Here is a 26457-nt window from a genome sequence, read left to right on the forward strand (position 1 = left end):
GAGATGCATTGCTTGTCGCCTAGGATGCCGACTTGTCGAGAGGAATGCGGATATAACCGTATTTCCTGTCTTTCTCAACAACGGCCATGCCATTTTTAATATCCATAATATAATCATAATCAAGACTGACGACTTCCTTCCCAGTTTTGTCAATCAGTCCGTATTTCTCATTTAGAGACACCACCGCAAACCCTTCATGAAATTCCAGAGCGTGATCGTATTTCAGCTTGACAATCACCTTGCCTTTTCTATCGACATAGCCGTATTTTGAACCGGATTTCACTAGTGCTATGCCGTCGAAAAAATACCAAACATAATCATACGCCGGCTTAACCCATTCTTTACCGCTTTTATCCACAAACCCTTGCTTTCCATTCTTCTCAACTGCTGCCATGCCATTATAAAAATCATTAGCGCCCGTATATTGAATCTTGATTACGATCTTGCCCTTCTTGTCGATATATCCCCATTTGCCATTCTTACTGACACGAGCCAGCCCTTCACGGAAGGAGAATGCATAATTATATTGCGGTTTAACGATCTCCTTGCCCTTGGGATCAATAAACCCGGCTGAGCCGCCTTTGAAAACCAATGCCAGACCGTCTCTGAAATCCAAAGCTTCGGTATAGGAGGTTCTCAATACTTCCTTTCCCGCACGATTGATAAATATCACACGCCCGCCTTTTTTGACAACGGCAAGCCCTTCGTTGAAATACGCAAACTCAGTATATGTACCCGCTTCCGTGTCATACTGCGCCTTGACGACCTCCTTGCCTGTCCGATCGATAAACCCGCGCTTGCCGTTTTTAACTACAGCCGCCATGCCTTCGTTGAAGCCGTCAATCTGGTCATATTGCAGGGGTGCGAGCACTTTGCCGGCCGTATTGATCAATCCCCATTTTCTACCCTTTAGTACCTTCGCCAAGCCGTCTTGAAAACCCTCAATTTGATCATATTGCGGTTTGACCACTTCTTTTCCGGTTCGATTGATAGCCCCCCACTTTCCGTTTCTCTTTACTGTTGCCATGCCTTCTTTGAATGGAGAAAAACTCTCATATTGAGGAACAACGACTTCCCGTCCGCTTGTATCCACAAAACCAAACTTTTCTCCATTTTCCACTGCCGCCATCCCATCAGCAAATCCCTGCACCCAGTCATATTTCGGTTCGACCACATAGCGGCCCGCACGATCAATAAATCCCCATTTGGCGCCATACAGCAAATAAGCTATCGTCAATCGCCATTCGCCGCCTACTGCAACCATCGCCAATCCTTCTTCGCTGAAATCTCCGGCATAATCAAAAGGAAAATCGGCCTCTACCACTGCTTCCAGCGAAGTCGGAGGCTTCTCCGTAGTCGTGTCCTCTATTTCGATATCTATTTTGACGCCATTTTGTCTTAAGGAAATTAATGTGTTCTTATTGTTATTTTCCTTAAAGTTAATTGGGTTTTTTGCCAAATACAGCTCCATTAAGGATTGACCAGACAATGAGGAGATATCCGAAATTTGATTTCCCGATAGATCGAGATAAGATAATTTCGGTAGTCCTGATAGCGGACGAATATCTTGAATGCGATTATTTTTCATAGTCACAAAGCCTAAATCAGCTTTAGAAGCAAGGGGCGATAAATCGGACACGTTTCCGTTGTTTATCGTAACTATGCTTAGATCGCGCAAATTAGTGAGTGGACTGATATCTTCTATCGGATTGTTATTGGACGTGAAAAAATATAAATTATGCGCATGCTCTAATCCAATCAACGACTTAACGTTTCCTTCTTTTAACTCCAAAGAAAACAACTGATCCAAGTCGGATTGCGAAATACTGCCCGTAAGCCCAAGTTGCTGCCGAACGGCTTGCTCAAGACCCGGATCCGCGAACACGACTTCTTCTGCTTCAACGAATTGCGACGCGTAAAATGGAGTAACAAGAACGACTACAAGCAACAGGACAAAACTACGAAAAATACGCATAACGTGGTGTAACTCCTTTGTTGTTATCAGTAGGATAATTAAGAACCTTCTGCAGCTTAATAGAATTCAAGCTTTTTCCACAATTAAGCATTAGTTTATACATAAATCAACAATATTGTAAACGGTGATTTAGGGATGGTTCGAGTGTTGTTTCTAATTCTTCCGATCTCTATCTTCTGATTACTCATCGTCAAAGAACTCCAAATCGCTTATATTATGGTAATATCATTACATCGACCTTATGTGGGGGCTCAATTTATGAAAGTACGAATTGCTGTCATTCTTCCGATGATTTTACTGCTTCTTTCCAGTGGCTTTTTCGGGGGAATAATTTCAGCTGCGAGGGCAACTACACCAGCGGACTTGTATATTGACGGCCAGCCAACTCCCTATAAGCAACTCAAATATAAAAACCGCATGGAAAATATGATTCCTCTACGTACAGTTACTTCACAATTAAAGATGAAGCTGACATGGGTGAAAAAGAATAGTGAGTGGACGCTATCCGGCGACTTTCATCGCATTACGATGAAGCTGAATGACTTGACGGCAACGGTTGACGGCAAAGTATACAAGCTTAACGCTCCTCCACTCATAGAAAAAGGCACCATATACTTGCCATTGCGTTTCACTGTGACAATGAGTGGTGGAGAGCTCCATTGGGATAGAGATCACATTTACTGGGTTCTGTCCCCGCTGCAAAAAGCTTTAAACTCCGCAATTATCGGGAATGATGTGGAGTACGTACGTCAGCATCTGACCAACTGGAGGTCTGCGGCGCTACCGCTCGGTGTCGACGGAACGATGCCTTACCTCTTTAGCGTCCAAAGTTTGGATATGGTCAAGCTGCTCATTGAGAAGGGGTTTCCGGTCGACTATATGAAAAATGAGTACGCGTCGCTAACCTTTAACAATTGGCAAAGGACCTTACTGCAAGAAGCCGCCAGTCTCGGTCAATTCGAGGTTGTGGCGTATTTACTGAATCAAGGCGCCGGTCCGTTTCTTTCTAACTCACATCATTACAATGCCCTCGATTATGCGCAGTGGGGTAAACAACAGTTGCAGGAGAATGCTTTGTGGATTGAATTAAGCATAGAGCTCGGTAAAGATATCACAGAAGAAAACTACAACAAAACTATAGACTTGCTAAAGGCACATATGGAACAGATATCCGGATAAGCCCATTAAACGTACGTTCGGTTTTTGTTGATTTTACGTTGGCTTTCATTGTTTATATCTATCTTTGTAGACTCCGTTCAGATGGGGCTGGGGGCAGTCGCCGCTATGGTGGCCTGTACCGGCATTTCTTTGTATTCACGGGCATACGAGCATTAGTTCGGCCCGACCCGTACTTTAAGAACTTTGACCCCGGAGCAAAAAAATACATCGCTACAGGGTGTAACCCTTAATGCGATGTACCAATATATGTATCTCTGTTATTCTGAATCTCCAGTAGCGACGGGGTTGTTGCTGTAACTAATCCAATCGCTCCAGCTGTAGAATGTTCTTCAAGAACTCTTCATGCAGTTGACTAGTTTCGCCAAACTACATTCGGGCAGGAGGAGTCTAATGATCCATTTCGAACCGGATACCTATCGGGCCGTTCATGCGGGAGAAAGCATCCAACTGTTGCCTAAGGAGTTTGTTCTGCTCCGTTTTCTCTACGAGCATGCTGGGCGGTCCTTTTCGCGGGAACAATTACTAGATTCCGTCTGGCGCCTTGAGACACCCGGCGACCGAACCGTAGACGATCACATCTACCGTATTCGCAAAAAACTGTCAAAATGGTCTCATCTGCTAAGCGTGGAGACCATTCGCGGACAAGGCTACAAGCTAACGCGTATTGCTCCGAAACAGGAAGCAAGCCCACTCTTGCAAGATGAAGAATTCGCGGCTAATGTTAACCGAATGATGTCCAAGTATCATGGGCTAGGTATGGGCCAGGCGATGCAGCTGCTATCGGCAAACCGTGACATACTTCGCTTGCCCGGCGACCCCTTTTACGATGTCTATATTCATTTTGTTCGCGGCGACTTTGACTGGTTGATCACGACGGACAGCATCAGCCTGTGGCAGAAGGCTGCTTATGCGGTTTTTATTCATGCGAACATCCAGTTTGACTATAAAGCATCATTGTATTATTTCGAACGCCTGATTGCCAAAAGCGACATGCTGACTCAAGATTGGCAATACGACCTGCAAATAAATGTTATCTTTCTCTATATTGAATCGGGAATGTTGAAGAAGGCACGCGAACAGTTAGAAGCGATGAGGCACGCCATCACCGATTTGAATTCCCCCAGCTTCACTGCGATCTATTTGTTAAAAGAGATGCATTTGGAGCTTCAGGAAGGCCATATGGATGCGGCTGAATTAAAGCTGCAAGAATGCGAAGCGCTTCTTATCCGCCATCCAATGCAGCGCGAGAGAGGGGCGTTCCTTGTATCCAAAGCGTTCTACCTTTACCAACAAGGGGCGATTCGATCTGCAAGAAAAGTGCTTGATGAAGGAATTGAAACGATACGACAGACACATTTTATCCCCCACCTGCTCGGCAGCTTGAAGACAACCCTCATGTATTTCGGAACTAACGTACGCGACGAGACTTATCGCCTAAAATATCAACTGCAATGGAATCTAATGGCAGCGGAATACCATTTTAAAGATCTACTGGTTAAAACGGAACATGTATTAGGACGCCACCTCTGATAATCTTCTGACAATCCCCTGCTACGATTGTAACTATTCAGAGCAGGGGGTTGTCGTATGTTGCAAAGTAATCGCTCTTTCACCAAAATGTTTGCCGCCTACGGTCTTTCCGCTTTTGGTGATTATTTTGATTTCATGGCTGTTTCCATCCTCTTGGGCTATATCTGGAGAGTAGACGCAATGACATTAGCGCTCATGCCACTCTCTTTCGCTGTGCCCGGCATTCTGTTCAGCCAATTAGCAGGGATTATGGCTGATCAATGGAACAAGCGAAATCTGATGATTTTCGCCGATCTCATCCGTGCCCTGATCACCTTAATGATGATCTTTGCATCGAATGAATGGGTACTGATCGGGTTAATCGCACTACGCTCCACCGCCCGCGTCTTTCACTATCCAGCCCAGCAATCCATGACGCGAATCGTTGTCAAGACTGATGAGCTCTTGCAAGCGACGTCGCTCAATGGAGCGGTCTTTCAGCTGTCCAAAGTGCTCGGTCCGCTATTAGGCGCATCGGTGGCTGCCACCTTTTCCCCATCAAGCTGTATGGCGGTCAATGCAGCCTGTTTCACCCTGTCGGCATTGTTGCTTCTATGGATACCGGCTAAGCAAGGGATCGTTAAGGCAACACAAGGTACGTCTAAGGAAAGGCTCATGCTTCGCGACTCCTGGCGAGATGGTTGGATGCTTCTAATACAAACCCGCGTATTGCTGGTGAGCATTATTTTCTGCTTAATTGGGCTTGCCGGAATTCAGATGGTTGATGCACAGATTACTATTCTGTTACGCGATATAATGCCGCAAAGATCCGAGTTGATCGGTTGGATCGTAACCGCGATCGGATCCGGCGGACTTTCGAGCGTCGCCTGGCTGCGCCGGTATAGACAGCTTTCATTCTACGGGTTGCTGCTTGGAGGAGGTGTGGCACTGATCGGATTCATGTTTGCTGCCTTCAGCATGTTCCAGCAAGACACCCCGCTTTGGTTTATTTTATTTGCTTCTTTCATCGGCGGTATCGGTACCGGCTTTACCTCCACAGGCATGAACTACATCCTGCAAAAGGAGACGCCTCCCGACGCGATCGGCCGGATCAGCGGGATACTTGATTCCTTGAGCAGCGTCATTTTCGTGATCTCTCCGCTCACCGGTGGAGTACTGATCGGACTATGGGGGGCTTCTCATACCTTCTTAATCGTCGGGATTACAGTCGGGAGCTTCGGCCTAATTGGCATGATCTTGCAGAACCGTTTATGGAAACCTGGGAATGCGCCAAGTTTTGAGACTTGAGCGGTTGTTACAAGACTTGTTGATTTCATGTTGATTCATTTCGGCATTACCTGTTTCGGTCAACCCAGACTTAGTCTATCCATCTCCTCTAGCTCAGCATGGACCAGGCTTCTACATCCCATGTTTTGGTTACCCAATCCTCATAAAACTCAGGCTCGTGAGAGACGAGAACGACTGTACCCTTGTAGGCTTGTAACGCTCGCTTCAGCTCGGCTTTGGCGACGACGTCTAGATGGTTCGTCGGCTCATCAAGCAGAATCCAGTTGCTTTCTTGCATCATCAGCTTGCAAAGATGAACCTTCGCCTGCTCTCCGCCACTGAGCTGATTAAGAGGGCGTGTAATATGCTCGTTCTTAAGTCCGCAACGGGCAAGTGCTGCCCGCACCTCATGCTGGTTCATAAAGGAAAACTCATCCCATACGTCCTCCAGCGGAGTCATCGTTGGAGCCTTAGCCTCTTGCTCGAAATAAGCAGGAGATAAATAATCGCCCTGATACGTCTGGCCTTCCAGCGGAGGAATAACGCCAAGAATCGTCTTCAGGAGCGTTGACTTGCCGACGCCGTTGCAGCCTGCGATGGCGATCTTATCGCCTCGCTCGACGACCATGTTCATCTTAGGCAGAAGCGGCTTATTGTAGCCGATCACCATTCCCTCTGTTTCAAATACGGTCTTACCGCTAGGTCTGGATTCTTTAAAATTAAAGGTCGGCTTTGCCGCTTCCTCTGGCTTATCGATGCGGTCGATACGGTCGAGTTGCTTCTCGCGGCTCTTCGCGCGTCCGGAGGTAGAAGCTCGCGCCTTATTTTTATTAATAAATTCCTCTTGCTTCTTAATATACTCCTTTTGCTTCTCGTAGGCGTCGATATGCTGCGTTTTGTTCAGATCAGCCATCTCCAGGAACTTCTCGTAATTGGCTGAGTAACGCGTCATTCTCGTAAATTCAAGATGATAGATAACGTCGACGATCTGGTTCATGAAGCCCGTATCATGAGAAATAAGAACAAATGCATAGGGATATTTCTTCAAGTAATTCGTCAGCCAATTAATATGCTCTTCATCCAAATAGTTCGTCGGCTCATCCAGCAACAAGACACCAGGTTTCTCAAGTAGCAGCTTCGCGAGCAGAACCTTCGTCCGCTGTCCACCGCTAAGCGCCGTAACGTCTCGGTCAAGCCCGATCGCATTAAGGCCTAAACCATATGCCATTTCATCGACCTTCACGTCGATTAAATAGAAGTCTCCAATTTCAAGCTCCTCTTGAATCTCTCCCATACGCTCCAATAGCTGATCCAACAGATCCGGGTCAGCATCGCCCATCTGCGCAGCAATATCGTTAAGTTCCTCTTCTAATACGAGTAAAGGCAAAAATGCATCCTTCAAAACGTCTCGGATGGTTTTACCTGCTTCAAGCTTCGTGTGCTGGTCCAAGTAACCGTAACGAACATGGGGCGTCCATTCCACCTTGCCTTCGTCCTTCAACAACTTGCCTGTCAAAATATTCATAAGCGTAGATTTTCCTGTACCATTCGCACCAACCAACCCGACATGTTCCCCCTCAAGCAAACGGAAGAACACATTCTTAAACAATACCCGATCACCAAACGAGTGCGATAAGTGCTCAACTGTCAACAAACTCATTTTTCTATATCTCCATTCATGTTTAATCGTCGATTGTCATGGATACGTGCAATTCCATTTTCTTCTCGGAATGACTCCGTGTTTACTTCAAACAATAAAAATACAGAGCAATGGCTTTTAGTTCACCATGCCCTGTACCTAAGCTTCACAGACTGTTAATTATCTATAAGTTCATCCTCTGTAAATATTTGACAGATCCGAACAACCGAATTGAACCTCTTTATGATGTGCGAACAGCTCAATCTTTCCGCAACTAGCGAACTAAGTTCAGAATTTCATGTAAGAACCTGTAGGAAAGAGGAGCTAGACCTATGGAAGGCGCGATGCCCTTACGATGATCCGGAGTTGGCTAGTGAATATCATCCGTTCATGACGGACTTTTACAATGCCGTGTACGCGGACAAAGAGGATGTCCCTGTCGGCACATGCTTTGCATGGAAAGTTTATGACTCCGTAACGACCATACATTGGTTCAAGGTTATACTTGGTGTGCCCTTAAGCAGCACGCAACCCGAATGGTGAAGCAACTCCAAAATTCGGTATTCGCCCTACAATCTGAACCTATCGATCTGCGTTTGCAACTGCTCGGCCAGACGGGACAGAGCCTTGGCAGAGGCCGATACTTCCTCCATCGAAGAGAGCTGCTCTTCCGTAGATGCAGACACCTCTTGCGCTCCCGATACGGTCGTCTCGGAAACAAGAGTTACGGCTTTCATTGCGCCGACGATATGATCGGCGCCTGCCGCCATCTGCCGGATGGACGTGGAAACTTCCTGGATTTCGTCGTTAACGGCGGTAACCGAGCCCTTTATCTGCTCGAAGGACGAACTTGCCGAATGGACCGCCTCTATTCCTATCGATACTTCTTTGGTAGCGGTTCCCATCATGATAACAGCCCGTTGCGTTTCAGCTTGTATCGCTTCGACTAAATGAGCAATTTGTTCCGCGGAATGGGACGATTGCTCCGCGAGCTTGCGTATTTCGCTTGCGATAACGAGGAATCCTTTACCATACTCGCCCGATCGGGCAGCCTCGATTCCGGCGTTCAATGACAATATATTCGTCTTACTTGCAATGTCGGAGATGGAATTCAGTATGTTCCCGATTTGTGCCGAACGTTCTCCTAGTCCATTGATCTGCACGGATAAACCCGCCACCGTATCGTGAATGGAGCTCATCTGCTCGATTGCCGTTCGAACGGCAATATCGCCTTCCAACGCCCTTTCGAACGCTACGTTCGCGGTATTCGAAACCATATGCGTCCTGTTAGCGATATGTTGAACACCCGCAGACATTTCCCCAATCGTCTTGGACGCTTCTTCCAAGTGCTGGAACCCGTATCCAGCGTCCGTGGCGACCTGCTGCATCGTCTCGGCAATTTGGCCCGATGCCAAGGAAGCCTGCTCGCTTGTTGCCGTTAATTGCTCGGAGGATGCGGCAACCTGCTCGGCACTTGAGCTGACATGCTGAATAAGCTGGCGAAGATGGTGCGACATTTCGTTAAAAGAAGCCGACAGATCGCCTACCTCGTCATTGTTCCTTATATTAATAATTTGCGAGGCAAGGTCGCCTTCAGCGATTCGGCTAGCCGTCTGCACAAGCGTTACGATCGGCCTAGATATGATGCGTCCGATGAACCAAGTGATGACGAGACTGACGACTACTGCGGCCGAACCTGCCAGAATGATCAAGAGCTTGATGAATTCAACTTCCTTATGTACCGCTTGGTTTTCTTGATCCAATAGGGTCTTCTGGTAATCGGACAACTCTTCGGCTTTTTGTTCGAACTTGGTTAGAATTTCCTGGCCCTGATTGGATGTCGTTTTCATCGCTTCATCCATATTACCGCCGACTTTAAGCCTTATCGCCTTGTTCGATATGAAGTAATAGTTATTCTCTAGGCTGACCGCTTCCTGAAGCATCGCGACGGCTTTATGATCCGAAATCGATTCTTCCAGACTGCTGCTCAACTTCTTGTATTCACTGTGCGCGTCGTTGTACTCCTGCATGATGGCGGCATCATCCAGCAACAGGTAACCGCGGAGACTCGATTGCTCTTTCTTGACGTTAAGTTCAAGCTTCTGGAGAAGGAACAGGTGATTCGCCTGATCTTCCGCGATGGCGGTGTACTGACTTTCCACTTTGGATATTTGGAAATAGCCCAGTGCGACCGTAGCCACGAGGATAAGCAACACTGCCGTAAATCCCGCAAAAAGCTTTCGGCTAATCGTAAATCTGAATAGATTTTTTCTGGGTTTTTTCATCATATAGCCTCTGTGTTAGATTTATTTACTTACATATCCTAATATATTACACGGAAGTGCCTTCTTTCAACAATTATCTACTCCAATTACAATTAATTAGGAAGAATCTCCGTCTGAAAGGATCCGCAATGTGCCCTCCCGGGCAGAAGAGGCATTACCTATACTGAAGGAGCACATGCCTCGGAAAGATTATGAAAACCTGCAGATTACGAAAGCCCATGATTTCTTTCTAAAAGCTGTGGCTTCTTCTAAAATCAGTCCATTTTAAAAAGATATAAGACCACAGTTCACCTTTAGGATGAACGAGTGTGGGCTGAATAAGGCATTCCCTAGAATAAAGCAGGGCCGAGGTACACCAACAGATGTTGGTGTGCCTCGGCTTTTATTTACATGTACAGTCTGCAGAGGTCACGCCTCAGACAAGGTAGCACCTGAGACTATGTCTAATAGATTTTGCAAATAGGAGATGCCTCGCACTTGCTCAACCAATGCATAATCAATGTATTCAAGAGATTTAAGTGCAATTTCCTTAGCCTGCTCAACATTATGTTTATCAAGCTCCGTTAATACTTCACGAACGGTATCTAAGGAATACACTACTCTTTGAACAGTTCGGATGATAAGCACTTTACGAATATCTGAAGAGCTGTAGATACGGAATCCACTCTCTTGTTGACGCTCAGGCTTGATTAATCCTTCCTTCTCCCAATGCCGAATCGCGGAAGCAGATACGTTCGCTTCTTCAGCTACCTCACCAATCGAAAACGAGTTTTTATTGCGGTAGTTCGGCAGATCGTTTAGCTCTTTCAAATCAAGCATGTCGACTGTTCTTTGTACGGTTTCTTTTTCAGCATGCAGCTTTACTTGTGCCTTGTTAATTAGCCATAAGGCATCAAGCTTTTCCCCGCGAATAATGCGCGGCATTACCTCTCGAATCAAATCCATTCCAAAACCAGCATACATCGCACGTATACATTGGAAATAAGCCTCGTGTTCCTTTGTATAAATGCGATAGCCATTTGCCGCCCTCTCGACGTAAGGAACAAGTCCCCAAGCTTCATAATGCCTTAATGCGCTCGTGCTTATATTTAATTTTTTTGCTATCTCAATCCCTTTCATCTCAACCTCCTTTATTAATCCTATAATTTATTATTAAAGCATATGACGGGTTTATGTCTTTTCGATAGCTTAACACATCAATAAATTTCAACAAACCCTATCATTTGCATTAATGTTGTACGCTTGATGTGTAAGCTAAATTCTCGAAAGAAGAGGTGGCTAGTAATGAATAAAGTTAAACCGATTTTACCCTGTCCATCCATAAAGGAACAGGTGTCCTTTTATGAGGGTCTGGGCTTCAAAACTATTCAAATTTACACTCGGCCCAATCCTTATGCAGTTGTAAGTTACGGTTCGCTTGAGCTGCACTTTTATGGAACCAAGAGAATATTACCTAATGAAAATCCCCAGATGTGCTATATCGAAGTTGACGATGTAAACCGGGTATATGAAGATTTCACTACTGGATTGAAACGACACATCAGGAAAATCCCTCGTTCCGGCATACCGCGAATATCAAAATTGAAATACTTAGTAGATGATCGAAGATTTATGATGACTGATTTAGGCGGCAATACGTTTTACATTGGAACACCGAATGCCGATCTTTCCGATCCCGCTTTTTATAGAACCATCGAGAGTGTGGAATATGCAAAAAATTTCGAGATACTCTACGATTTAATATATTCAAAAGAAGACAGTAATTCAGCGTTCAATATGTTGGAAAAATTCTTTCCTATAGAAGATATTAATTCGACCAACGTAGGAGATTTGGATCAAGCAAAAATATTACTGGTTGCTTTGGACATTCAATTCCAGCGAGATAAAGTAGTGAACCAAAGCATTAACGATAGACTTATAAAGTTAGTTAACTATTACAACACTGAAAATTCAGATTGGAATAAAATCTCGCAACAGTATAACGAGATTATTAGTGGTGAATAAAAAGTTTATAAATTGTTGACTCCGCGGCATTTATTACTAACATAGAAAAATACATCGCCGGGACACTAGGTCACATGGCGATGTATTCAAAATTTTTAATCTATTTGCAAGTTCCAATCTCTAGCTCTGCATGGACCAGGCTCGGTCAGACCACCGCTGTAAACATTTTCAGGAACCGCTTGTTGACTTCGACAACAACTCTAGCGCTTCTCGCACATCCCAGTAGTTCCATTCAGTGTACGGGACGAACCGCTCTTCCTTCATCTGTAACGGGTTGCGGCTGCAGCTTATGGCTGCGGCAAAAATCAATCCAAACGTTGGCCGCTATCCGAAATAAGAACGGCTTTGTAATTTCCCTCTCCGGGAACCGAACATGCCAACGGTAAGCTTTGATCAGCGTCTCCTGGAACAAATCGTCCGTATCCCATGCCGAACCCGACTTGAACCTACAATAGCGCTTCAGGTCGGCATGCATCGGCAGCGTCATTCTCGTAAAAGAATCGTACCCTTCGTCCGTATTATCCTCCTCCATGCGCTCAGCCCTTTTCGGTTTATCTCTTATATTTCATTTTGTGAGCATAGTAAGGAGAATTCTCGAACGTTTCCACGATGTTGAACACATTGCCGTCCGGATCGAACGTTTCAAAAAACCGGATTCCCGTATGCTCGTCTATCTCGCTCAATGTCGCTCCTTTTGCCGCCAGCTCCCGATAGGACCGGTTAATGTCGTACGAAAGTGAAATTGTAATAGTGCAGCTTGATTTCCCCCGTATCGAAATGTACCGGCTGCGGCTTTGCCACTTCCATAAGACGATGAACGTCTCCCTTATCGACGATACTAGTGGACCCACGGGATCGGCAGGAAGGAACACTGAGAAGACGCTACCATAACCGATCTTGGATGATACTTCCATGTAGCCTCCTTGAACGAAGCGATCATTCCGACAGTCATTTAATTCCTCCACATCAGCTCTTCTAAGTAATGAACCGTCCTTACTCGCAATGAAGCAACTACCCCCTCGTGTTGATTTGACTTATAGCTATTTAAGGTGTTGACTTCAATAATACATCAATTAAGGCCAGATCCCTCAGACGAGGAGTTCTGAGTACTTCGTTGGGTTTTATTTCCAATTTGTAACATATTCATAACTGATACACTGCTATTTATCTTTCAACTTTTCTTTTTCCCCAACCTCCACCGGGTTCCCCTCATAACTAATCCAATCGCTCCAGCCGTCGGATCATGGGAAATTGCGCACAAATAAGCGGACTTCTTCATCGTTGGGAGTATAATAGCGTCTGTGCGATCCCGACAAAATATTCAGATTCACGGATGATATGGTTAAGAACAACAATTGCCGTTGGATTCTTTTTAATGGGTTCACTATTTTGTTTTAAGTACTGGAGAAATTGAATAAATTGAACACTTTGATCTAAACAGTGCTTAACGAGGTTTAAAACTTCCTTGTACAAGGTTGGCGAGATCACCGATCCAGAGCGAATAACAGACTCTATAAAACGAACAACCATTTGATGTGTCTGTGACAATACATTTTCCCACCGTAAAGATACGGAGGTTAGAAATCGATTAGAACTAAAACGAGTAGGCGACGGAATTCATTTCACCGCGCTCTGTATTGGACTTGAATTCTGCTATGCGTTTTAAATTTGGCGATGACTTTGTCTTCTCATCCACTGTGTTGCTACCCATTTCCCCCCGACCGCAACAGGGTTTCCCCCATGCAACGTTAGTTCATTTAAGTGATAATCGTTATAAAAATATTCGAAATAGACGGCACTGCCTTTTTTAGGCGTTACCGAAAAATGAAGAGAAGGGAAATACGTTTCGCCGCCTTCATCCACGTCATTTAAATACATCACCAGTGAGCAAATACGATTGTTGACCACATTTCCGGATGTAAAATAGTCATAGTGAGGCTGATACTGTTCACCGGATTTATAATGTAAAATTTGCAGCGGCTCGGCATGTGATACCGGTATATTCAACAGTTCTGAACCTCTGGTTTCAATTCTTTGAATCAATTCATTTTCGCCTTCGTCAAAGAACATGCTGCTGCTTGTTCTAATATCGCTTACGACGTGAGACTTGCCAATTTTAGCTCGCTCCATTCTATTTTTAGCCAAATCAACTAAAGCATCGCATTCTATGTAGCTTAATACGTTTTCCAATATCAAGATAAGCGGCTCATCTATTTTGCCGACAATATAAATCTCTTGATCCGTTGTTTTCATTCTGTTTCCAGTTAAATGAATAATCGTCTGTTCCTTAACGTTCATCGTTCCATCCCCCATTATTTGAGAAGTAATCGAATGAACATTATGTTCGCTCATTAAGATAGTTCCTTGCGGAGTCGGAAAGTCCTTCCACAATTTCATTTTTATACACTCTCGGCTAAACAATACGCGCCGGAAGTTACAGCCCTTTATCGTTGGGTCCTATATCAACGTTCCGGACCAAGGGATCAAAAATTCCGGGCCGGTTTACTATGGAGCGAACTTCCCTAGATTACGGAGAGTCAAAGCGAAATACGACCCTGAAAATGTGTTTAGAAATCCCCAAAGTATTCCTCCGGCTCGTAGAGCATAGGACTAATAGTTAGAAGCACTCGTGCATAAAAAAACATCTAACACCTCTGATTGGGGTTAGATGTTTTTCTGGATTAATTACCAAATTAAAGGAAAAATAAGTGTAACTAAAGCTGCCCACAAACCGTAGACCGGCAAATACTTCGTAACGGCATCTTGAAGGGTTGAAGGACCGGTTTTGTTTTGCAGAAAACGCGCATAGGAGAGCATAATCCAAATCAGATTGGCACAGATCAATACGTTTATGCCTAGAACGGCAAGCCTGTTGGGCGTAATCCCATAAGAAGAAAGCCTGAACACGATGGCCGATAAAGCTACACCGTCAATGATAAGAGCAAGGGCAATGAGCGCAAAATTAATATAATCGGAAACGTTCGTTTTCTCGTCCGTTCCGCGTTCGGTAATGGAGAAGATGGTGACGGCCAATATGCTAAGGAGTACCCCGTTGAAGACCAGGAGGAAGTCGCGGTCCAAGAACGGATTTTTTCCGACCCAAATCACCGTTACAAGATAGACTGCCAATGTTGCCAGTACAAGCGGACTGAAGATTTTGGCTAGATATGGCGCTATATTCTTAGCAAGTTTAATGTCCCTCGATACCAGGAATGCAGCTACGACAGCCAGGGCGGCAGCGCCGAATAACACGACATTTTTAAAATAAAATTCCGAAATGTCCGTACCGACTAATCTAAATAACTGCATCGTTAATACCGTTAGCACCATTCCGCTTATGGCCATGCTGACGTATAGGATGCCAAATTCTCCGTTAAATTTTAGATAGGCTAATCTTGCACCGCCTTTGTCGTATTCATTTCCCGTAAACGCAAGCCCCAACACTACCCATAAGAAAACGGGAAAGTGCAGATAAGCCAAGATAATGCTGTCTTTATAATCTAATGGGAGCAGATTAAGATACAATCCGGAGATCAGGAATAACGACGTAAGGGCATAGATCACCTTTTTTGTGGATGGGTTATTGTATACGAAATAGATCGCCATAAAGGGAAGGATGCCGAAAACCAAGTTAATAGGGGCTATTGCTTCCTGTTCGGTAAAATGAAAAAGGATCCTTGTGCTGATCCCGGCCATGATGGCTAAAAGGCCCATGTACCAGAAGTGTCTCCGAAGCAAGGAAGCCTTCTCCGTGTTTTCCGTCTCCTTGAAATGCAGTCTTTCCTGCCAAACGGCAAGAACCTGGGAATCGGGGTTTTGTTCCCATGCGTAAGCGAACGCCTTTTTGAAAGCTTCGGGTTCTTGTCTAAACATTCGCTCCAGCTCATGAGGATTATCGATGTTATCGGTAATTAGATTGTTATTGTCCATGGTTATGCCCCCCTACGCTTGAGTTTCGTCGCTTTTGTATTCCAGAATATCTCCCGGCTGGCAATCCAAATGCTTGCATATCGCCTCTAAAGTTGATAATCGAATCGCTTTTGCCTTTGCGTTTTTCAAGATAGACAGATTAGCCATCGTGATTCCGACCCTTTCCGAGAGTTCCGTTACGCTCATTTTGCGTTTCGCCAACATCACATCGATATTAATGATAATCGCCATGTTATTCACCTCAGACCGTCAAGTCGTTTTCCGATTTGATATCAATAGCTTCTTGTAAAAGCTTCTGGAGAACGGCGGCAAAAACGGCAATCACCATGGAGGCAAATACGATCACCAATCCGATAACGATGATCCCCGGGGCATCGTCTACTTCCGCCAAGAGATAGAAGAGCGGCATGCCTGCCGCATATAAGCCGCTGATTGCGATCGCGCAGTTTTTGATATTCTTTAAAGCCCGTACGGATAATTCCGAGAACGCTTTGTTCTTGTCAATGTAGCTTAAAAGTTGAAGCGCTTGATACAGAGCAAAGTAATAAGGGATCGCCGATGCATACAAATCGATGAACACAAGAGGTTTCAAGTAAGCCCTTTCCGGATACAATTCCGCTGCATAATTCGCGATCTCAGGCACCAAAAAGACGCACAAAGCAAGTACTGCAATACCAATAACAAAAACCGCCGCCTTTAGAAAGAAAGTTGTTCTTCGTTTCATAACAAAGCCCCTCACTTAGGTTTGGATTGATTTGATTTGATTTTAACATATTTTTATTGTTTTTCAATAAATTTATGATGATATTAGATATTTTTTTGTTGCTTAGCTTCGGGGCATAAAAAATACATCACCCCAGGGAATGGCCCCCAGTGCGATGTATTCCAAACACACATACTGCTATACAACTTAAGCCTTCTCTTCGTCCCCAAGCTCCACCGGATTCCCCTCATAACTAATCCAGTCGCTTCAGCCGTCGTATGCCTTTCGGGAAGCATGCAGAAGGTACATCGGGATGCGCCAGAAATGCCGATCCGGGGGCATTATTTGTCGTTGCTCCGTCAGCTTCATTTTGCCAACGTGGCGGTAATCGACGGGGCGTCACTTTCCTCCGGGGAGCGCCATGATCTTGACGATGAAGCGTCAGCGCCATTGATTCGTCGATCGGAGAAAGCGACGGAGCATACAATCCCAGGTTACACCCGAATGCCGATTTTACTATGCCGTACCGGGTTCCCTCTTGCGCAGCAAAAGGCGGCACCGCACAGCAACTGGTGGCGGCAAAGCGCCAACCCCTTTCACCTCCTCACCAGCGAGAACCAACAAGGCCACATTAGCTCAGTAATCGGCGTTCTGATTACTCTCGCTATTTGATCGAACAATCGCTTAAATACTATCCCCTTTCCGCTCTTCTTCGTGGCCAGTGGCAATAAGATTCTCATCGTACGAAATCCAATTTCACCAACTAAAAGATTTAAAATCGCTTACTGAAAAGTCTTCCAAGATCATCCGGTCTATCATCCAAAACTAAAGCAATTTCTGTTTCCTCAAATTGAATTGTTTGGTTATTCGAGTCGCGTGGAATATCATCAGTTAAAGCTGTGAAGATATACTGAATATCATATTTTTTGGAAACATGTCTCACAGCTTGTAAGTATTTAATTTTTCTCATGTCGGACATTGATTCGAACGTACCATCATGATATACAAAATGATAAAAATTTGACTTTGAATATGTCATTAAAACGGCTAAATCGAAACATACACAAAGCATTTTTTTATACGAATAGCCATCCGACTGTGAAGTTATCTTGGTTTCATCAACATTTACAAACTCTGCATGAAAATCTGGATTTTTCTCCTTATTGACATTGAAATAAATTATTGAAGATTCATTAAGTATGTATTGTACAAGTTCACGAAAGAAATTTTTTATTTTGATATAGGTTTGATTAGGCTCTTCAAGGTGCACAAGAAGCTTTTCGGTTGCTGCTTCATAGTCTTTTTTTAATTTATCAAGGTTTTTATTAATAGTTTTAATAATATCAATATGCTCTAACTTATTTAATAATTGATTTATTTCAACATCAATTTCGATTATTTGTTGTTGATATTTTTTATACTTTGTAAAAGAATCCTCTTCTTGAAGCGCTGAGAGTTTCTCCATCCTCTGTTCATTATATTTTTTTAGATTTTCTCTGACCTTTTCTAACTCGTCATTTTTCTTTAAGAGAGTGCTTTCTTGATATTTATTCCTCTCTTGAGTTATAACTTGGTTGAACTCAACTAACTGTTCATATTTTTTCTTCACTTGGTTGGGAAAATAAATATTAACTTCAGATAGGATTTTTTCAATTTTATCTAGATCAAACATAAGCTTTCTTGAAAGCGCGTCTTTAATCTTAGTTATTTCAAAGGTTAGCCTATATTCTATTGAATTTAAACGGCTTATCTCTGATTCTATCTCTTCAACTAAGCTTCTGTTTATCTCTCTCTCTGTCTTATAGAAATCAAAAGAGTTAATTTGCTCTTCAATTTTTTGTTTATCAGTTATTTTTGCATCAATTAATGAATTAATTACATCGCTTTCAAAATCAGTAACTGAAAGTTCTAATTTCATTTTTTTCAAATATTCTTTTGTTACTTCAATTTGATTAAAAAGAGCAAGCTTATTTCCAAGAAGATTTCCCTTGAAACCAATTAAGTCCAATAAAGCAGGCTTCCAATCAATTAATTTCCCACTATATTTGCGAAGTTTGAATACTTCATCATAATCATACTGCGTTCTTAGAAAGTATCCCAAAAGCTTTCTAAGATCATATTTCTCATGAAACTCTAAACTAAAAAATTCAGTTACAATATGTCTAGGATTTTCACTCTTCTCAGTAGCATTCAATGCTAAATTTTCATAATCCCAATACAGGTTCTCTTTGTAGTTTTGGTTTGGCCTTTCATGAAACTTGATACAAATTTTTGTGTTATTTTCAACAGCTCGCCTTATGGTTACAAAGTTGTTATCATCTTTTTTAAGCTCTATAAAAAAAATGAAATCAATAAAAAGTTCATAATTCTTAAACAAAAAAAGATTATCTGATTTACCTTTAAGTAAACAAAAATCGATTAAAGAAATTAATGTAGATTTCCCCAAGTTATGTGAATCTGTTTCTGTATTCTTTTTATCCTTCACTTCCCCGAGAATGATATTGAGATGTTCATTAAAATGGACATCCTTAAATTCTTTCTTATTTGAATATATTTGCACTATTTTCATGGAATCAGCTCCAGTGTGTCGCTCTGAATACTGTAATCTAACTTATCAAGTAAATATAAAAAGTTAATCGCCGGAAGAAATATTTCATCTGTCGCATCTCCAAATTCCTTTTCTAAAATGTTAAATAAATCGATATACTCCATTTTTCTCATTTTCATTAACTCTTCTAATATTCTTGTGCTAATTCTTAATACACTATGATCAAGGTCTAGATATTTATGAGGCTTTAGCATTCCCCACCTTCTCCTATATCACATTTCCAATACATATAATGAAGCATTACCCAAATTAATCTCCTATCAGTCTTAAGTTCTGCTTTGTTATTTGTCAGAATAAAGTTGTAAAGACATTCAAAGATATAATCAAATTTTTTGAACTCATCTCTACGGATTGTAATTATCTGATTTAACTCAAAAATAGTATCTTCATACATTTTTAATAAAGTCGAATTACGAGGTGCTTTTAAAAAATCTTCGATTTGTTGAAAATAACACATGCTCCCATTGATAATTGACTCAAAGTATTCCTGTGATAACAGATTAATTTGATTTTTCACTTCAGCCTTAATTCTATTAACTTCATCCGTTACTTCTACTTTATGTTTTGCAACTTGAGAAAACTTCAAGATAACTTCCTTTATGTCTTCATCGAAGAATCTTAAGGGAATATTCGTTTCCTGAAAAGTTAGATTTATATCTCCGCCAGCGGTGATGTTTCCGTTTCCATCAATGTTTATTTTATTTCTTAACATTTATACTTCCACCTGCTGTAATATTACCCTCACCTCTAACTTTTATAGTTGTTTTCATCTTTTTAACTTCTTTTATTGAATAAAAACTAATTGCAAGTGAGCTAATTGAAATTAGACTAAGAGCTAGTTCAAAAGTAATACCCATTGAATATACCCCCAAAATTTGACATAGGAATAATATACCATGAATATTTAGTGTTGTGCTTGATAGTTTCTATAAATATTGAATTCGTATTGAATCAACTAAGTGAGTGACTTAACTGTTTCTTCAAAGAATTTATTTATTTTCTTACAAATCCTGTGTTGTTTTCGAGTTGACCAAGACCATAAAAAACAGAGCATAGTTGTTTAACTCACCCTGCTCTGTTTTATGCAATATTACATAGCTTTATCTCTTACAATTGTTCCTCTTCTCCCACCGCAACCGGATTCCTCTCATAACTAATCCAATCACTCCAGCTTGAGTTATTTTCAAAAGTTTATTGTCATTTATGAATAAAATTCTTTACATTTGAATTGAGACTAACTATTGCATTATTTGTTTTTCCATTAAACAAAAGAGAAGCAAGAAATATTTCGTCATTTCAAATGCGCTGATCAAAATTAAAAAAATTTTCTCATAAGATGGTATTTTTCGTTGAAATTGAGGTATTATTAAGTTGTGGGTGATTTTTTCACCTATAAATAAAATATTTCTAATGAATAGGGGTGTTTCACCCATGTTAATGAGATTTAATGTGAAAAATTTTCTTTCGTTCTTTGAAGAACAAGAATTCACAATGATTCCAGGCACTGTGAGAAATAAAGAAGAACATTTGCTAAAAGGTAAAAATATCAACCTTCTAAGACTTGCAACGATATATGGACCTAATGCGGCTGGCAAATCCAACCTCATTAAAGCGCTTAGCTTTTCAAAAAATGTTATTCAAAAAGGAATACTACCTTCTTCAAAGAATAAATTTTTTAGACTTAATAACGATGCCCCAACGCTTCCAACAACATTTGAATATGAATTTAATATTGGAGACAGCTATTTTGCATATGGATTTAGTCTGATACTGGCAGAAAGCAAGTTTACTGGGGAATGGCTTTATGAATTAAAGACATCTGGTGAATCACTTATTTATGAAAGAAACTTAACATTAACAGAATTCAATCATAATCTAATATTTGAAAACGAAGACAGCCAAACAAGATTTAGAATATATTCTGAAGATATAATATCTAATAGTAAGGTTCTTTTTTTAAGTGAGATTAATAGAAATAAGGAAGATGTTTTTAAAAAGTTTAAAGAATTTAAGATATTTAGTGAGATCTACAACTGGTTTGATAAAACTTTAGATATAAATTTCCCAGATAAGCCGATAAGTAGCACAGAGTTCTTTTTAGAGAATGATAGAAATAATAACGATAAATTATTTAAGTTGCTTGAAAGTCTTGGTACTGGTATTACGGAATTTAAGCTCGTTGATACTTCACTAGATGAACTTAATAGGGTTTTTCCATCTAAATTGATTAAAGACATCGAAGAAGAGTTAATTGGAGATGAAGATTCTGAAGGAGTTGTCCACTTAAGGTCACAAAACAATCTACACTTGATTACCTTAGATACCGAAAAAAACTTAGATATTAAAACAATGCATTTTTCACATGGCTTATATGGTGGCGGTGGTGATTTCACTTTAGGAGAAGAATCCGATGGAACCAAAAGATTACTAGACCTGCTTGAAATTCTTATTGGTGAAGAGGATAAAGTTTATATAATAGATGAAATTGATAGAAGCCTGCATCCCAACTTGACATATCAATTCATACATTTATTTTTAGAAATATTAAAAGATAAAAAAATACAGTTAATCGTAACAACTCATGAAGATAGAATTCTGGATCTTGACTTATTAAGAAGAGATGAAATTTGGTTTGTAGAGAAATCTGAGAATGGAAGTTCAGAGCTTTATTCTCTCGAGAAATATAAAACTCGTTTTGATAAAAAAATCATTAATTCCTACCTTGATGGTAGATATGGAGCCGTTCCAAAGTTTAAGAACGTTGCCTTTTTAAACAACCTTGATGATATTGGGGATGAATAACCATTGAGTTTACGAGTCTCTAAAACTTTTGGGAGTAGAGGGCCGTCCCAAACTGAATATCCAAAAAAGAAATTCATCTTTGTTTTTGAAGGAGAAAAGACAGAAAAACAGTACTTTGAGGGTTTGTTCAATAATAGAGATGAGTTAGGTATTAAAGATATTCTACATGTAAAAACTTTGGAGAGAGATGACGGTAGCTTTTCTAATCAAAAAAAAATAGTTGAAGAATTACATTTATCATTAAAAGAAGTTTCACGTATAAAAGAATCAAAAGAAGAGTTACTTATGTTTATTAATTCAATAATAGAGAAATATGATTTATCACAATTCGATGATTTCACTTCTTCAATTGAAAGTGCTATAAATGGAGAAGAAATCGACTATCATCTGTCCGAAGTTGTGGCTACTATTGAAGAATTAGAAATAAAGAGCCTGGAATTAAGTGTCTTTATTGATAAACTAAAAACATTAAAAGATTTGCTAGATTTTGATGAAAACTATGACTCTGTTTGTATAATAATTGACAGAGATCAACAGAGTTTCAAAGAAGGTCAGTATGATGAAGTTATTAAAATCTGCCATGAAAATAACTACAAGTTAGGAATCACCAATCCATCATTTGAATTTTGGTTATTACTTCACACTACTGACTGTTCAGAGTTCAATGCAGCAGAGTTATTAAAAAATAAAAGAATATCACGAAATAGAAGATATGTAGAGACACTTTTGGTAGACAAGTTAGGTTCTTATCGTAAGAATAATATTCAATTTGATATTTTCAAACCAAATATTATGATTGCTATTGAAAGAGCAAAACTCCATTGTGAGGACCCTGCTACTTTAAAAAACAATTTAGGTAGCAGTGTCGGAAATCTTATAAACAACTTACTAAATACCTACAAATAATCAAATGAGTTCAAATGTTATGAAAATGACTATTAACCTAATAAAGAGAAAGTAAAAACCCACTCCTAGGCTGCTTCGCCGACGGTGGGTTTTTATTCCATAATTAAAATACATATTTTACCTGATGTAACTCATCTCACTCGCTTAGGTTGTTGACTTCAATCAGAGCCTATTCTTTCGTCCATTCAGAGGAAGAAAATTGTTTACTTCCAACGTCATTCTTTCCCCGTCACACCGGATTCCCCTCAGAACTAATCCAATCGCTCGAACTAAAGAAAATAATTTATGATGAGGTTCAGCTTAATAATCCTTAACTCTAAATATTGACTTCTTGTTGAATTGCCCAAAACAAACTTCAATTGTTGATTCAATGTACATCTTTGATCGAGGAACATTTGGGTTGAGGTACTACTCAAAGTATGAGAACTTACTCTTAAAGATAATAATGTAAACACCTTCTGAATCTAACTGTTGACTCAGCGTTGACTTCTGTAAATAAAAAATACAGAGCAACGACTTCCTTCTCCCCTTGCTCTGTACTGAACCTCTCATACTACTATGGAAAATTCCATCCTTATTCTTCGCCCGTCGCCACCGCATTCCCCGCATAGCTAATCCAATCGCTCCAGCTCCCCGCGTACAGCTTCACGCGGGTAAACCCAGCCTCCTCCAACGCCAAAACGTTGGGAGTCGCCGTCACCCCAGAGCCGCAGTAGACGACAAGCTCGTCGTCCTGCTTCAACCCCAAGCCCGCGAACCGCTCGCCCTGCTCGTTCGCGTCCTTCCACGTGCCATCGGCCCGCCGGCCCTCGGCCCAGAACAAGTTCCTCGCGCCCGGGATATGCCCGGCCACTTTGTCGATCGGCTCCGCCTCCCCGCGATACCGCGGGGCTTCGCGTGAATCCAATAGCACGAAACGTCCAGTCCCGAGAGATTCGCGGACCTCGTCCATTTCAATGAGCATGTTATGCTGCACGGATGCCAAGAATCTCGCAGGAATAATGACTTTCTGCTCACTTGACACCGGACATCCGACATCCCGCCATGCCGAGAATCCCGCATCCAACACGAAAACGTTCGTATGGCCCAGATAACGAAGCAGCCACCACAACCGCGAAGCCATCGCTCCGCCTTGGTCGTCGTAGGCGACAACCCGTGACTCGTTGCTGATGCCCGCTTGTCCGAACCGAGCCGCTAGCGTAGCCAGGTCCTGCAACGGATGGCGCCCTCCGTGCTCTCCGATCGGCGCCGACAGATCCTTCTCCAAGTCCAAATACACGGCTCCCGGTATATGCGCTTCTTCATAGGCCGCGCGGCCGGACTCCGGTTTGCCTAATTGGAATCTGCAATCCACGATAACGATATCCGGCTCGTACAGACGGGCCAACAACCATTTAACGGGCACGATATTTTTCATGAGAGAGGACAACCACCTTTATCGAATGTAAATTTACTATTTCTATTTCCTTGTTCTTCTACTTCTCGAAATCGCCTTGTTCTTCTACTCAAATCTTATCTCCAGCACTTCTGCTAATCAAGCAGCTTCTTCCCCCAACGAACCCGCCCGCAACCGCTCCAAAGACTTCGCTGACAGCAAAGCCCACACGATGACCGCAAGCATCGCCACCGCAAAACCGGCGAATAACCAGCGAGTCGCGTCCGCTCCATTTTCGTCCAGGAACCAGCCCGTCAATCTCGGCATTAGCGCCCCGCCGATCCCTCCGCAAGCCATTAGTAAGCTTGTCGTCCGCTCCGTCATTCCCGGAACCGCCCGGTTGGCGAACACGAGCGCAACGGCGAACATCCCCGACATCGCCAGTCCGGTCAAGAAAGTAAGCACGAACGTCGCCCATACGCTTTCCAGCCCGCCCATCATTACGAACAATACCGCCGCGGAGATACAGGTTGCCAGCATATAAGTCCCTCCGCCCCAACGATCTGCGGCATGCCCCGACACCAAACGCCCCAGCACCATGGCCCCCCAGAAAATACTCAAAGACAACGAAGCCGTCGATTCCGACAACCCGTTATTATTCACCAGCAACGAGGGCAAGTAGTGGATAAAGCTCATTTCGAATCCGACGTAAACCGCGAAGAATAGCGAGCATGCCGCCAAAACGACCAATGTAGGTCCACGATGCGGCATCTTCATTAAACGTGTTTCCCCGTGCTCGGCGCTCTCGTGAGGTTTATCCAATATTTTCGGCCAGAACAAGAGCCACAATGCCAACGTAACCACCGTTACGGCGCCAACGACCAGGAATGCAGCGACCCAATGCCCTCTCGAGATGAGAAATGCGCCCGCGAACGGCATGAGCAGAGCTCCGCCCCCGAAGAACACTTCGACCCTGCTCATGGCCACGTTAGCGTTACTCATCGCGGAGCCGATTATAAACGAGCCAACGACTGCCTCCGTTATGCCAAAGCCTAACCCTGCGAAGGGTCCCACGGCTAACATGATTCCCCAATCCGGCTGGAGGGAGTACACGGTTTGCGCTAATAACATAATGACGAGCGCGGAGAGCAGCAGCGTCTTTTTCCCGACACGTCCTATGAGCCAAGGAGCCAGCGTGATGCCGACCATCATGCCCAGAAATTGGTTCATGACCAATTGTCCGCCGTCGCCGTACTGCACGCCATAGGCGTCAACCATCGGCTCCATGATCGTTCCGATCACCATTTGCCCGAGCCCGATTGCTAAATATGCGATACATCCTAAGAAGACTAGCCGAGCCATTATTCGATCCCCTTTACAACAATCCTGTCAAGCAACTCTTCTATAATACCACTTTTGCTTGCCATTGAGTCCGTCTTATACGCTTCGGAAAATGAAAAAGCCGAGCACCCTAAAGGCCCGGCTTCACTTATATTTGTCTTATGTTCAGACGGTTACGCCCGAGTAAGGATTAGGCGGCGGAGGCAGCGTTGCGGAACGCGAGATCAAGGAATTATGAAAGTGACCGAATGCAGTATACACATACGGGGCAAGCCACAGTATTCCGATTCCGAGAGTCAAGATCGTGAGCAGGAACCATCCGATGAAGGAGAGCGTCAGCATGAACAGCTTCCCTTTTTGTCCGTCCATCAGGGCTTTGCTTCGACGGATCGCCTCCATGGCGCCGATCTCCGGATTATCTCTTAATATGTAGTAGGCTTGGGAATATCGCAGCGCGGCTATGATTCCGGGGACGATAAGCAATAAGGTCCACAAAATCGTGAAAATACTCATTAACAAGCTCAGCAAGAACGTATTCACGAATCGATTGAATCCACTGAACAGGACCGAAGTTTCGGGTTTCTCTCCGCGGGAGATCAATAAATAAAAACTGACGAGACCGAAAGTCAGAGCTCCAGAGACAAGAAGGTTTCCGACCCATCCTACGAAAGGCATCTCCTCGATAAAATACTGAATCACGCCCTGAATCACGCAATACAAAAGCATATGAAGCACAGCGCTCGTCCAATTTCCTGACAAACTTCCCCTTGCCATTGCCCTTAACTCTGCATTTGTCGGCATGCGTCTAATTCCACCTTTTCCAATATTGTGCATATAGCACCTGTTAATACTAATTGTATTTCCCATAATTAACAATATGTTTTTCGACAAATTTTGCAGATTGAAATCCCGCA

General features: G+C 42.7%; 25 protein-coding genes and 1 pseudogene. 8 read left to right on the forward strand and 18 right to left on the reverse strand.

Annotated elements, in window-relative coordinates:
* Window positions 1–19: 19 nt before the first annotated feature.
* Window positions 20–1975, reverse strand: coding sequence for a WG repeat-containing protein (locus E2980_RS17430; RefSeq protein WP_135153510.1), 1956 nt, complete (start codon window positions 1973–1975; stop codon window positions 20–22).
* A 258-nt stretch (window positions 1976–2233) separates the two neighbouring features.
* On the opposite strand from E2980_RS17430, the gene E2980_RS17435 reads away from it, so the two are divergent.
* The 3 genes from E2980_RS17435 to E2980_RS17445 all read left to right on the forward strand — a co-directional run bounded on the left by E2980_RS17435 (window position 2234) and on the right by E2980_RS17445 (window position 5971).
* Window positions 2234–3154: a stalk domain-containing protein gene (locus E2980_RS17435; RefSeq protein ID WP_167747164.1), complete on the forward strand. Its 921-nt coding sequence runs from the start codon at window positions 2234–2236 to the stop codon at window positions 3152–3154.
* 390 nt (window positions 3155–3544) lie between these two features.
* Window positions 3545–4684 (forward strand): winged helix-turn-helix domain-containing protein, encoded by a 1140-nt coding sequence (locus E2980_RS17440; protein ID WP_167747165.1) that lies wholly within the window; start codon window positions 3545–3547, stop codon window positions 4682–4684.
* Window positions 4685–4741: 57 nt separating this feature from the next.
* Complete coding sequence (locus E2980_RS17445; protein WP_135153513.1) at window positions 4742–5971, forward strand: MFS transporter; 1230 nt, start codon at window positions 4742–4744, stop codon at window positions 5969–5971.
* Window positions 5972–6059: 88 nt separating this feature from the next.
* Here the strand turns inward: E2980_RS17445 and E2980_RS17450 are convergent, their stop codons facing one another.
* The 3 genes from E2980_RS17450 to E2980_RS17460 form a co-directional block, all read right to left on the reverse strand.
* Window positions 6060–7610, reverse strand: a complete 1551-nt coding sequence (locus E2980_RS17450) for an ABC-F family ATP-binding cassette domain-containing protein (protein ID WP_135153514.1) — start codon at window positions 7608–7610, stop codon at window positions 6060–6062.
* Window positions 7611–8158: 548 nt separating this feature from the next.
* Entirely contained in the window at window positions 8159–9874 is a 1716-nt protein-coding gene (locus E2980_RS17455; protein ID WP_167747166.1) for a methyl-accepting chemotaxis protein, read from the reverse strand.
* A gap of 408 nt (window positions 9875–10282) precedes the next feature.
* Window positions 10283–10993 carry a MerR family transcriptional regulator gene (locus E2980_RS17460; protein WP_135153516.1) on the reverse strand — a complete coding sequence of 237 codons (711 nt, stop codon included), beginning with the start codon at window positions 10991–10993 and terminating at the stop codon, window positions 10283–10285.
* A 165-nt stretch (window positions 10994–11158) separates the two neighbouring features.
* Between E2980_RS17460 and E2980_RS17465 the strand changes: the two genes are divergently transcribed.
* On the forward strand, window positions 11159–11878 hold the full coding sequence (locus tag E2980_RS17465; RefSeq protein ID WP_135153517.1) for a VOC family protein: 720 nt from the start codon (window positions 11159–11161) through the stop codon (window positions 11876–11878).
* A 232-nt stretch (window positions 11879–12110) separates the two neighbouring features.
* Here E2980_RS17465 and E2980_RS17470 read toward each other — a convergent pair whose 3' ends face one another.
* The 4 genes from E2980_RS17470 to E2980_RS17485 all read right to left on the reverse strand — a co-directional run bounded on the left by E2980_RS17470 (window position 12111) and on the right by E2980_RS17485 (window position 14176).
* Window positions 12111–12410: an RNA polymerase sigma factor gene (locus E2980_RS17470; RefSeq protein ID WP_135153518.1), complete on the reverse strand. Its 300-nt coding sequence runs from the start codon at window positions 12408–12410 to the stop codon at window positions 12111–12113.
* Between the two features lie 19 nt (window positions 12411–12429).
* Window positions 12430–12792, reverse strand: a complete 363-nt coding sequence (locus E2980_RS17475; RefSeq protein ID WP_135153519.1) for a VOC family protein — start codon at window positions 12790–12792, stop codon at window positions 12430–12432.
* Window positions 12793–13153: 361 nt separating this feature from the next.
* The gene (locus tag E2980_RS17480; protein ID WP_420808658.1) at window positions 13154–13426 is read right to left on the reverse strand and encodes a DUF2935 domain-containing protein; all 273 of its coding nucleotides are present in this window, start codon (window positions 13424–13426) and stop codon (window positions 13154–13156) included.
* A gap of 114 nt (window positions 13427–13540) precedes the next feature.
* Window positions 13541–14176 carry a 2OG-Fe(II) oxygenase gene (locus tag E2980_RS17485; protein ID WP_135153559.1) on the reverse strand — a complete coding sequence of 212 codons (636 nt, stop codon included), beginning with the start codon at window positions 14174–14176 and terminating at the stop codon, window positions 13541–13543.
* Window positions 14177–14315: 139 nt separating this feature from the next.
* On the opposite strand from E2980_RS17485, the pseudogene E2980_RS17490 reads away from it, so the two are divergent.
* Window positions 14316–14486 (forward strand): annotated as a pseudogene (locus E2980_RS17490) (BBE domain-containing protein); the annotation flags it as partial.
* 77 nt (window positions 14487–14563) lie between these two features.
* Here E2980_RS17490 and E2980_RS17495 read toward each other — a convergent pair.
* From E2980_RS17495 to E2980_RS17505, 3 genes are read right to left on the reverse strand one after another with little or no spacing between them, the layout of a single operon-like run.
* Window positions 14564–15808, reverse strand: a complete 1245-nt coding sequence (locus E2980_RS17495; RefSeq protein ID WP_135153520.1) for a DUF4153 domain-containing protein — start codon at window positions 15806–15808, stop codon at window positions 14564–14566.
* Window positions 15809–15820: 12 nt separating this feature from the next.
* Complete coding sequence (locus E2980_RS17500) at window positions 15821–16039, reverse strand: helix-turn-helix domain-containing protein (RefSeq protein ID WP_135153521.1); 219 nt, start codon at window positions 16037–16039, stop codon at window positions 15821–15823.
* Between the two features lie 10 nt (window positions 16040–16049).
* Complete coding sequence (locus E2980_RS17505; protein ID WP_135153522.1) at window positions 16050–16532, reverse strand: DUF2975 domain-containing protein; 483 nt, start codon at window positions 16530–16532, stop codon at window positions 16050–16052.
* A gap of 303 nt (window positions 16533–16835) precedes the next feature.
* Here E2980_RS17505 and E2980_RS17510 point away from each other — a divergent pair, with 303 nt between their 5' ends.
* Entirely contained in the window at window positions 16836–17183 is a 348-nt protein-coding gene (locus E2980_RS17510) for a hypothetical protein (RefSeq protein WP_167747167.1), read from the forward strand.
* Window positions 17184–17283: 100 nt separating this feature from the next.
* On the opposite strand, the gene E2980_RS17515 is transcribed toward E2980_RS17510, so the two are convergent.
* Genes E2980_RS17515 through E2980_RS24305 form a run of 4 tightly spaced genes read right to left on the reverse strand, consistent with a single transcriptional unit; the run spans window position 17284 to window position 19976 of the window.
* A complete protein-coding gene (locus tag E2980_RS17515) occupies window positions 17284–19080 on the reverse strand; it encodes a DUF2326 domain-containing protein (protein ID WP_135153524.1) in 1797 nt (598 codons plus the stop codon).
* Window positions 19077–19313, reverse strand: coding sequence for an ABC-three component system middle component 7 (locus tag E2980_RS17520; RefSeq protein ID WP_135153525.1), 237 nt, complete (start codon window positions 19311–19313; stop codon window positions 19077–19079). Before E2980_RS17520 ends, E2980_RS17515 begins: the two co-directional genes overlap by 4 nt.
* Window positions 19307–19831, reverse strand: coding sequence for an ABC-three component system protein (locus tag E2980_RS17525; protein WP_135153526.1), 525 nt, complete (start codon window positions 19829–19831; stop codon window positions 19307–19309). The genes E2980_RS17520 and E2980_RS17525 overlap by 7 nt, the downstream gene beginning before the upstream one ends.
* Window positions 19818–19976 carry a hypothetical protein gene (locus E2980_RS24305; protein ID WP_167747168.1) on the reverse strand — a complete coding sequence of 53 codons (159 nt, stop codon included), beginning with the start codon at window positions 19974–19976 and terminating at the stop codon, window positions 19818–19820. The genes E2980_RS17525 and E2980_RS24305 overlap by 14 nt, the downstream gene beginning before the upstream one ends.
* A 574-nt stretch (window positions 19977–20550) precedes the next feature.
* Between E2980_RS24305 and E2980_RS17530 the strand changes: the two genes are divergently transcribed.
* Together E2980_RS17530 and E2980_RS17535 are read left to right on the forward strand one after the other, a co-directional pair.
* Window positions 20551–21921 (forward strand): AAA family ATPase, encoded by a 1371-nt coding sequence (locus tag E2980_RS17530; protein WP_167747169.1) that lies wholly within the window; start codon window positions 20551–20553, stop codon window positions 21919–21921.
* 3 nt (window positions 21922–21924) lie between these two features.
* Window positions 21925–22827 (forward strand): RloB family protein, encoded by a 903-nt coding sequence (locus E2980_RS17535; protein WP_135153528.1) that lies wholly within the window; start codon window positions 21925–21927, stop codon window positions 22825–22827.
* Between the two features lie 574 nt (window positions 22828–23401).
* Here E2980_RS17535 and E2980_RS17540 read toward each other — a convergent pair.
* From E2980_RS17540 to E2980_RS17550, 3 genes are all read right to left on the reverse strand, one after another.
* Entirely contained in the window at window positions 23402–24244 is an 843-nt protein-coding gene (locus E2980_RS17540; protein ID WP_135153529.1) for a sulfurtransferase, read from the reverse strand.
* Between the two features lie 117 nt (window positions 24245–24361).
* Entirely contained in the window at window positions 24362–25564 is a 1203-nt protein-coding gene (locus tag E2980_RS17545) for an MFS transporter (protein ID WP_240703076.1), read from the reverse strand.
* 144 nt (window positions 25565–25708) lie between these two features.
* Complete coding sequence (locus tag E2980_RS17550; protein WP_135153531.1) at window positions 25709–26344, reverse strand: DUF975 family protein; 636 nt, start codon at window positions 26342–26344, stop codon at window positions 25709–25711.
* Window positions 26345–26457 lie beyond the last annotated feature (113 nt).

Origin of the sequence: Cohnella luojiensis (assembly GCF_004564235.1) — a bacterium.
In the GTDB taxonomy this organism is placed as follows: Bacteria; Bacillota; Bacilli; order Paenibacillales; family Paenibacillaceae; genus Cohnella; species Cohnella luojiensis.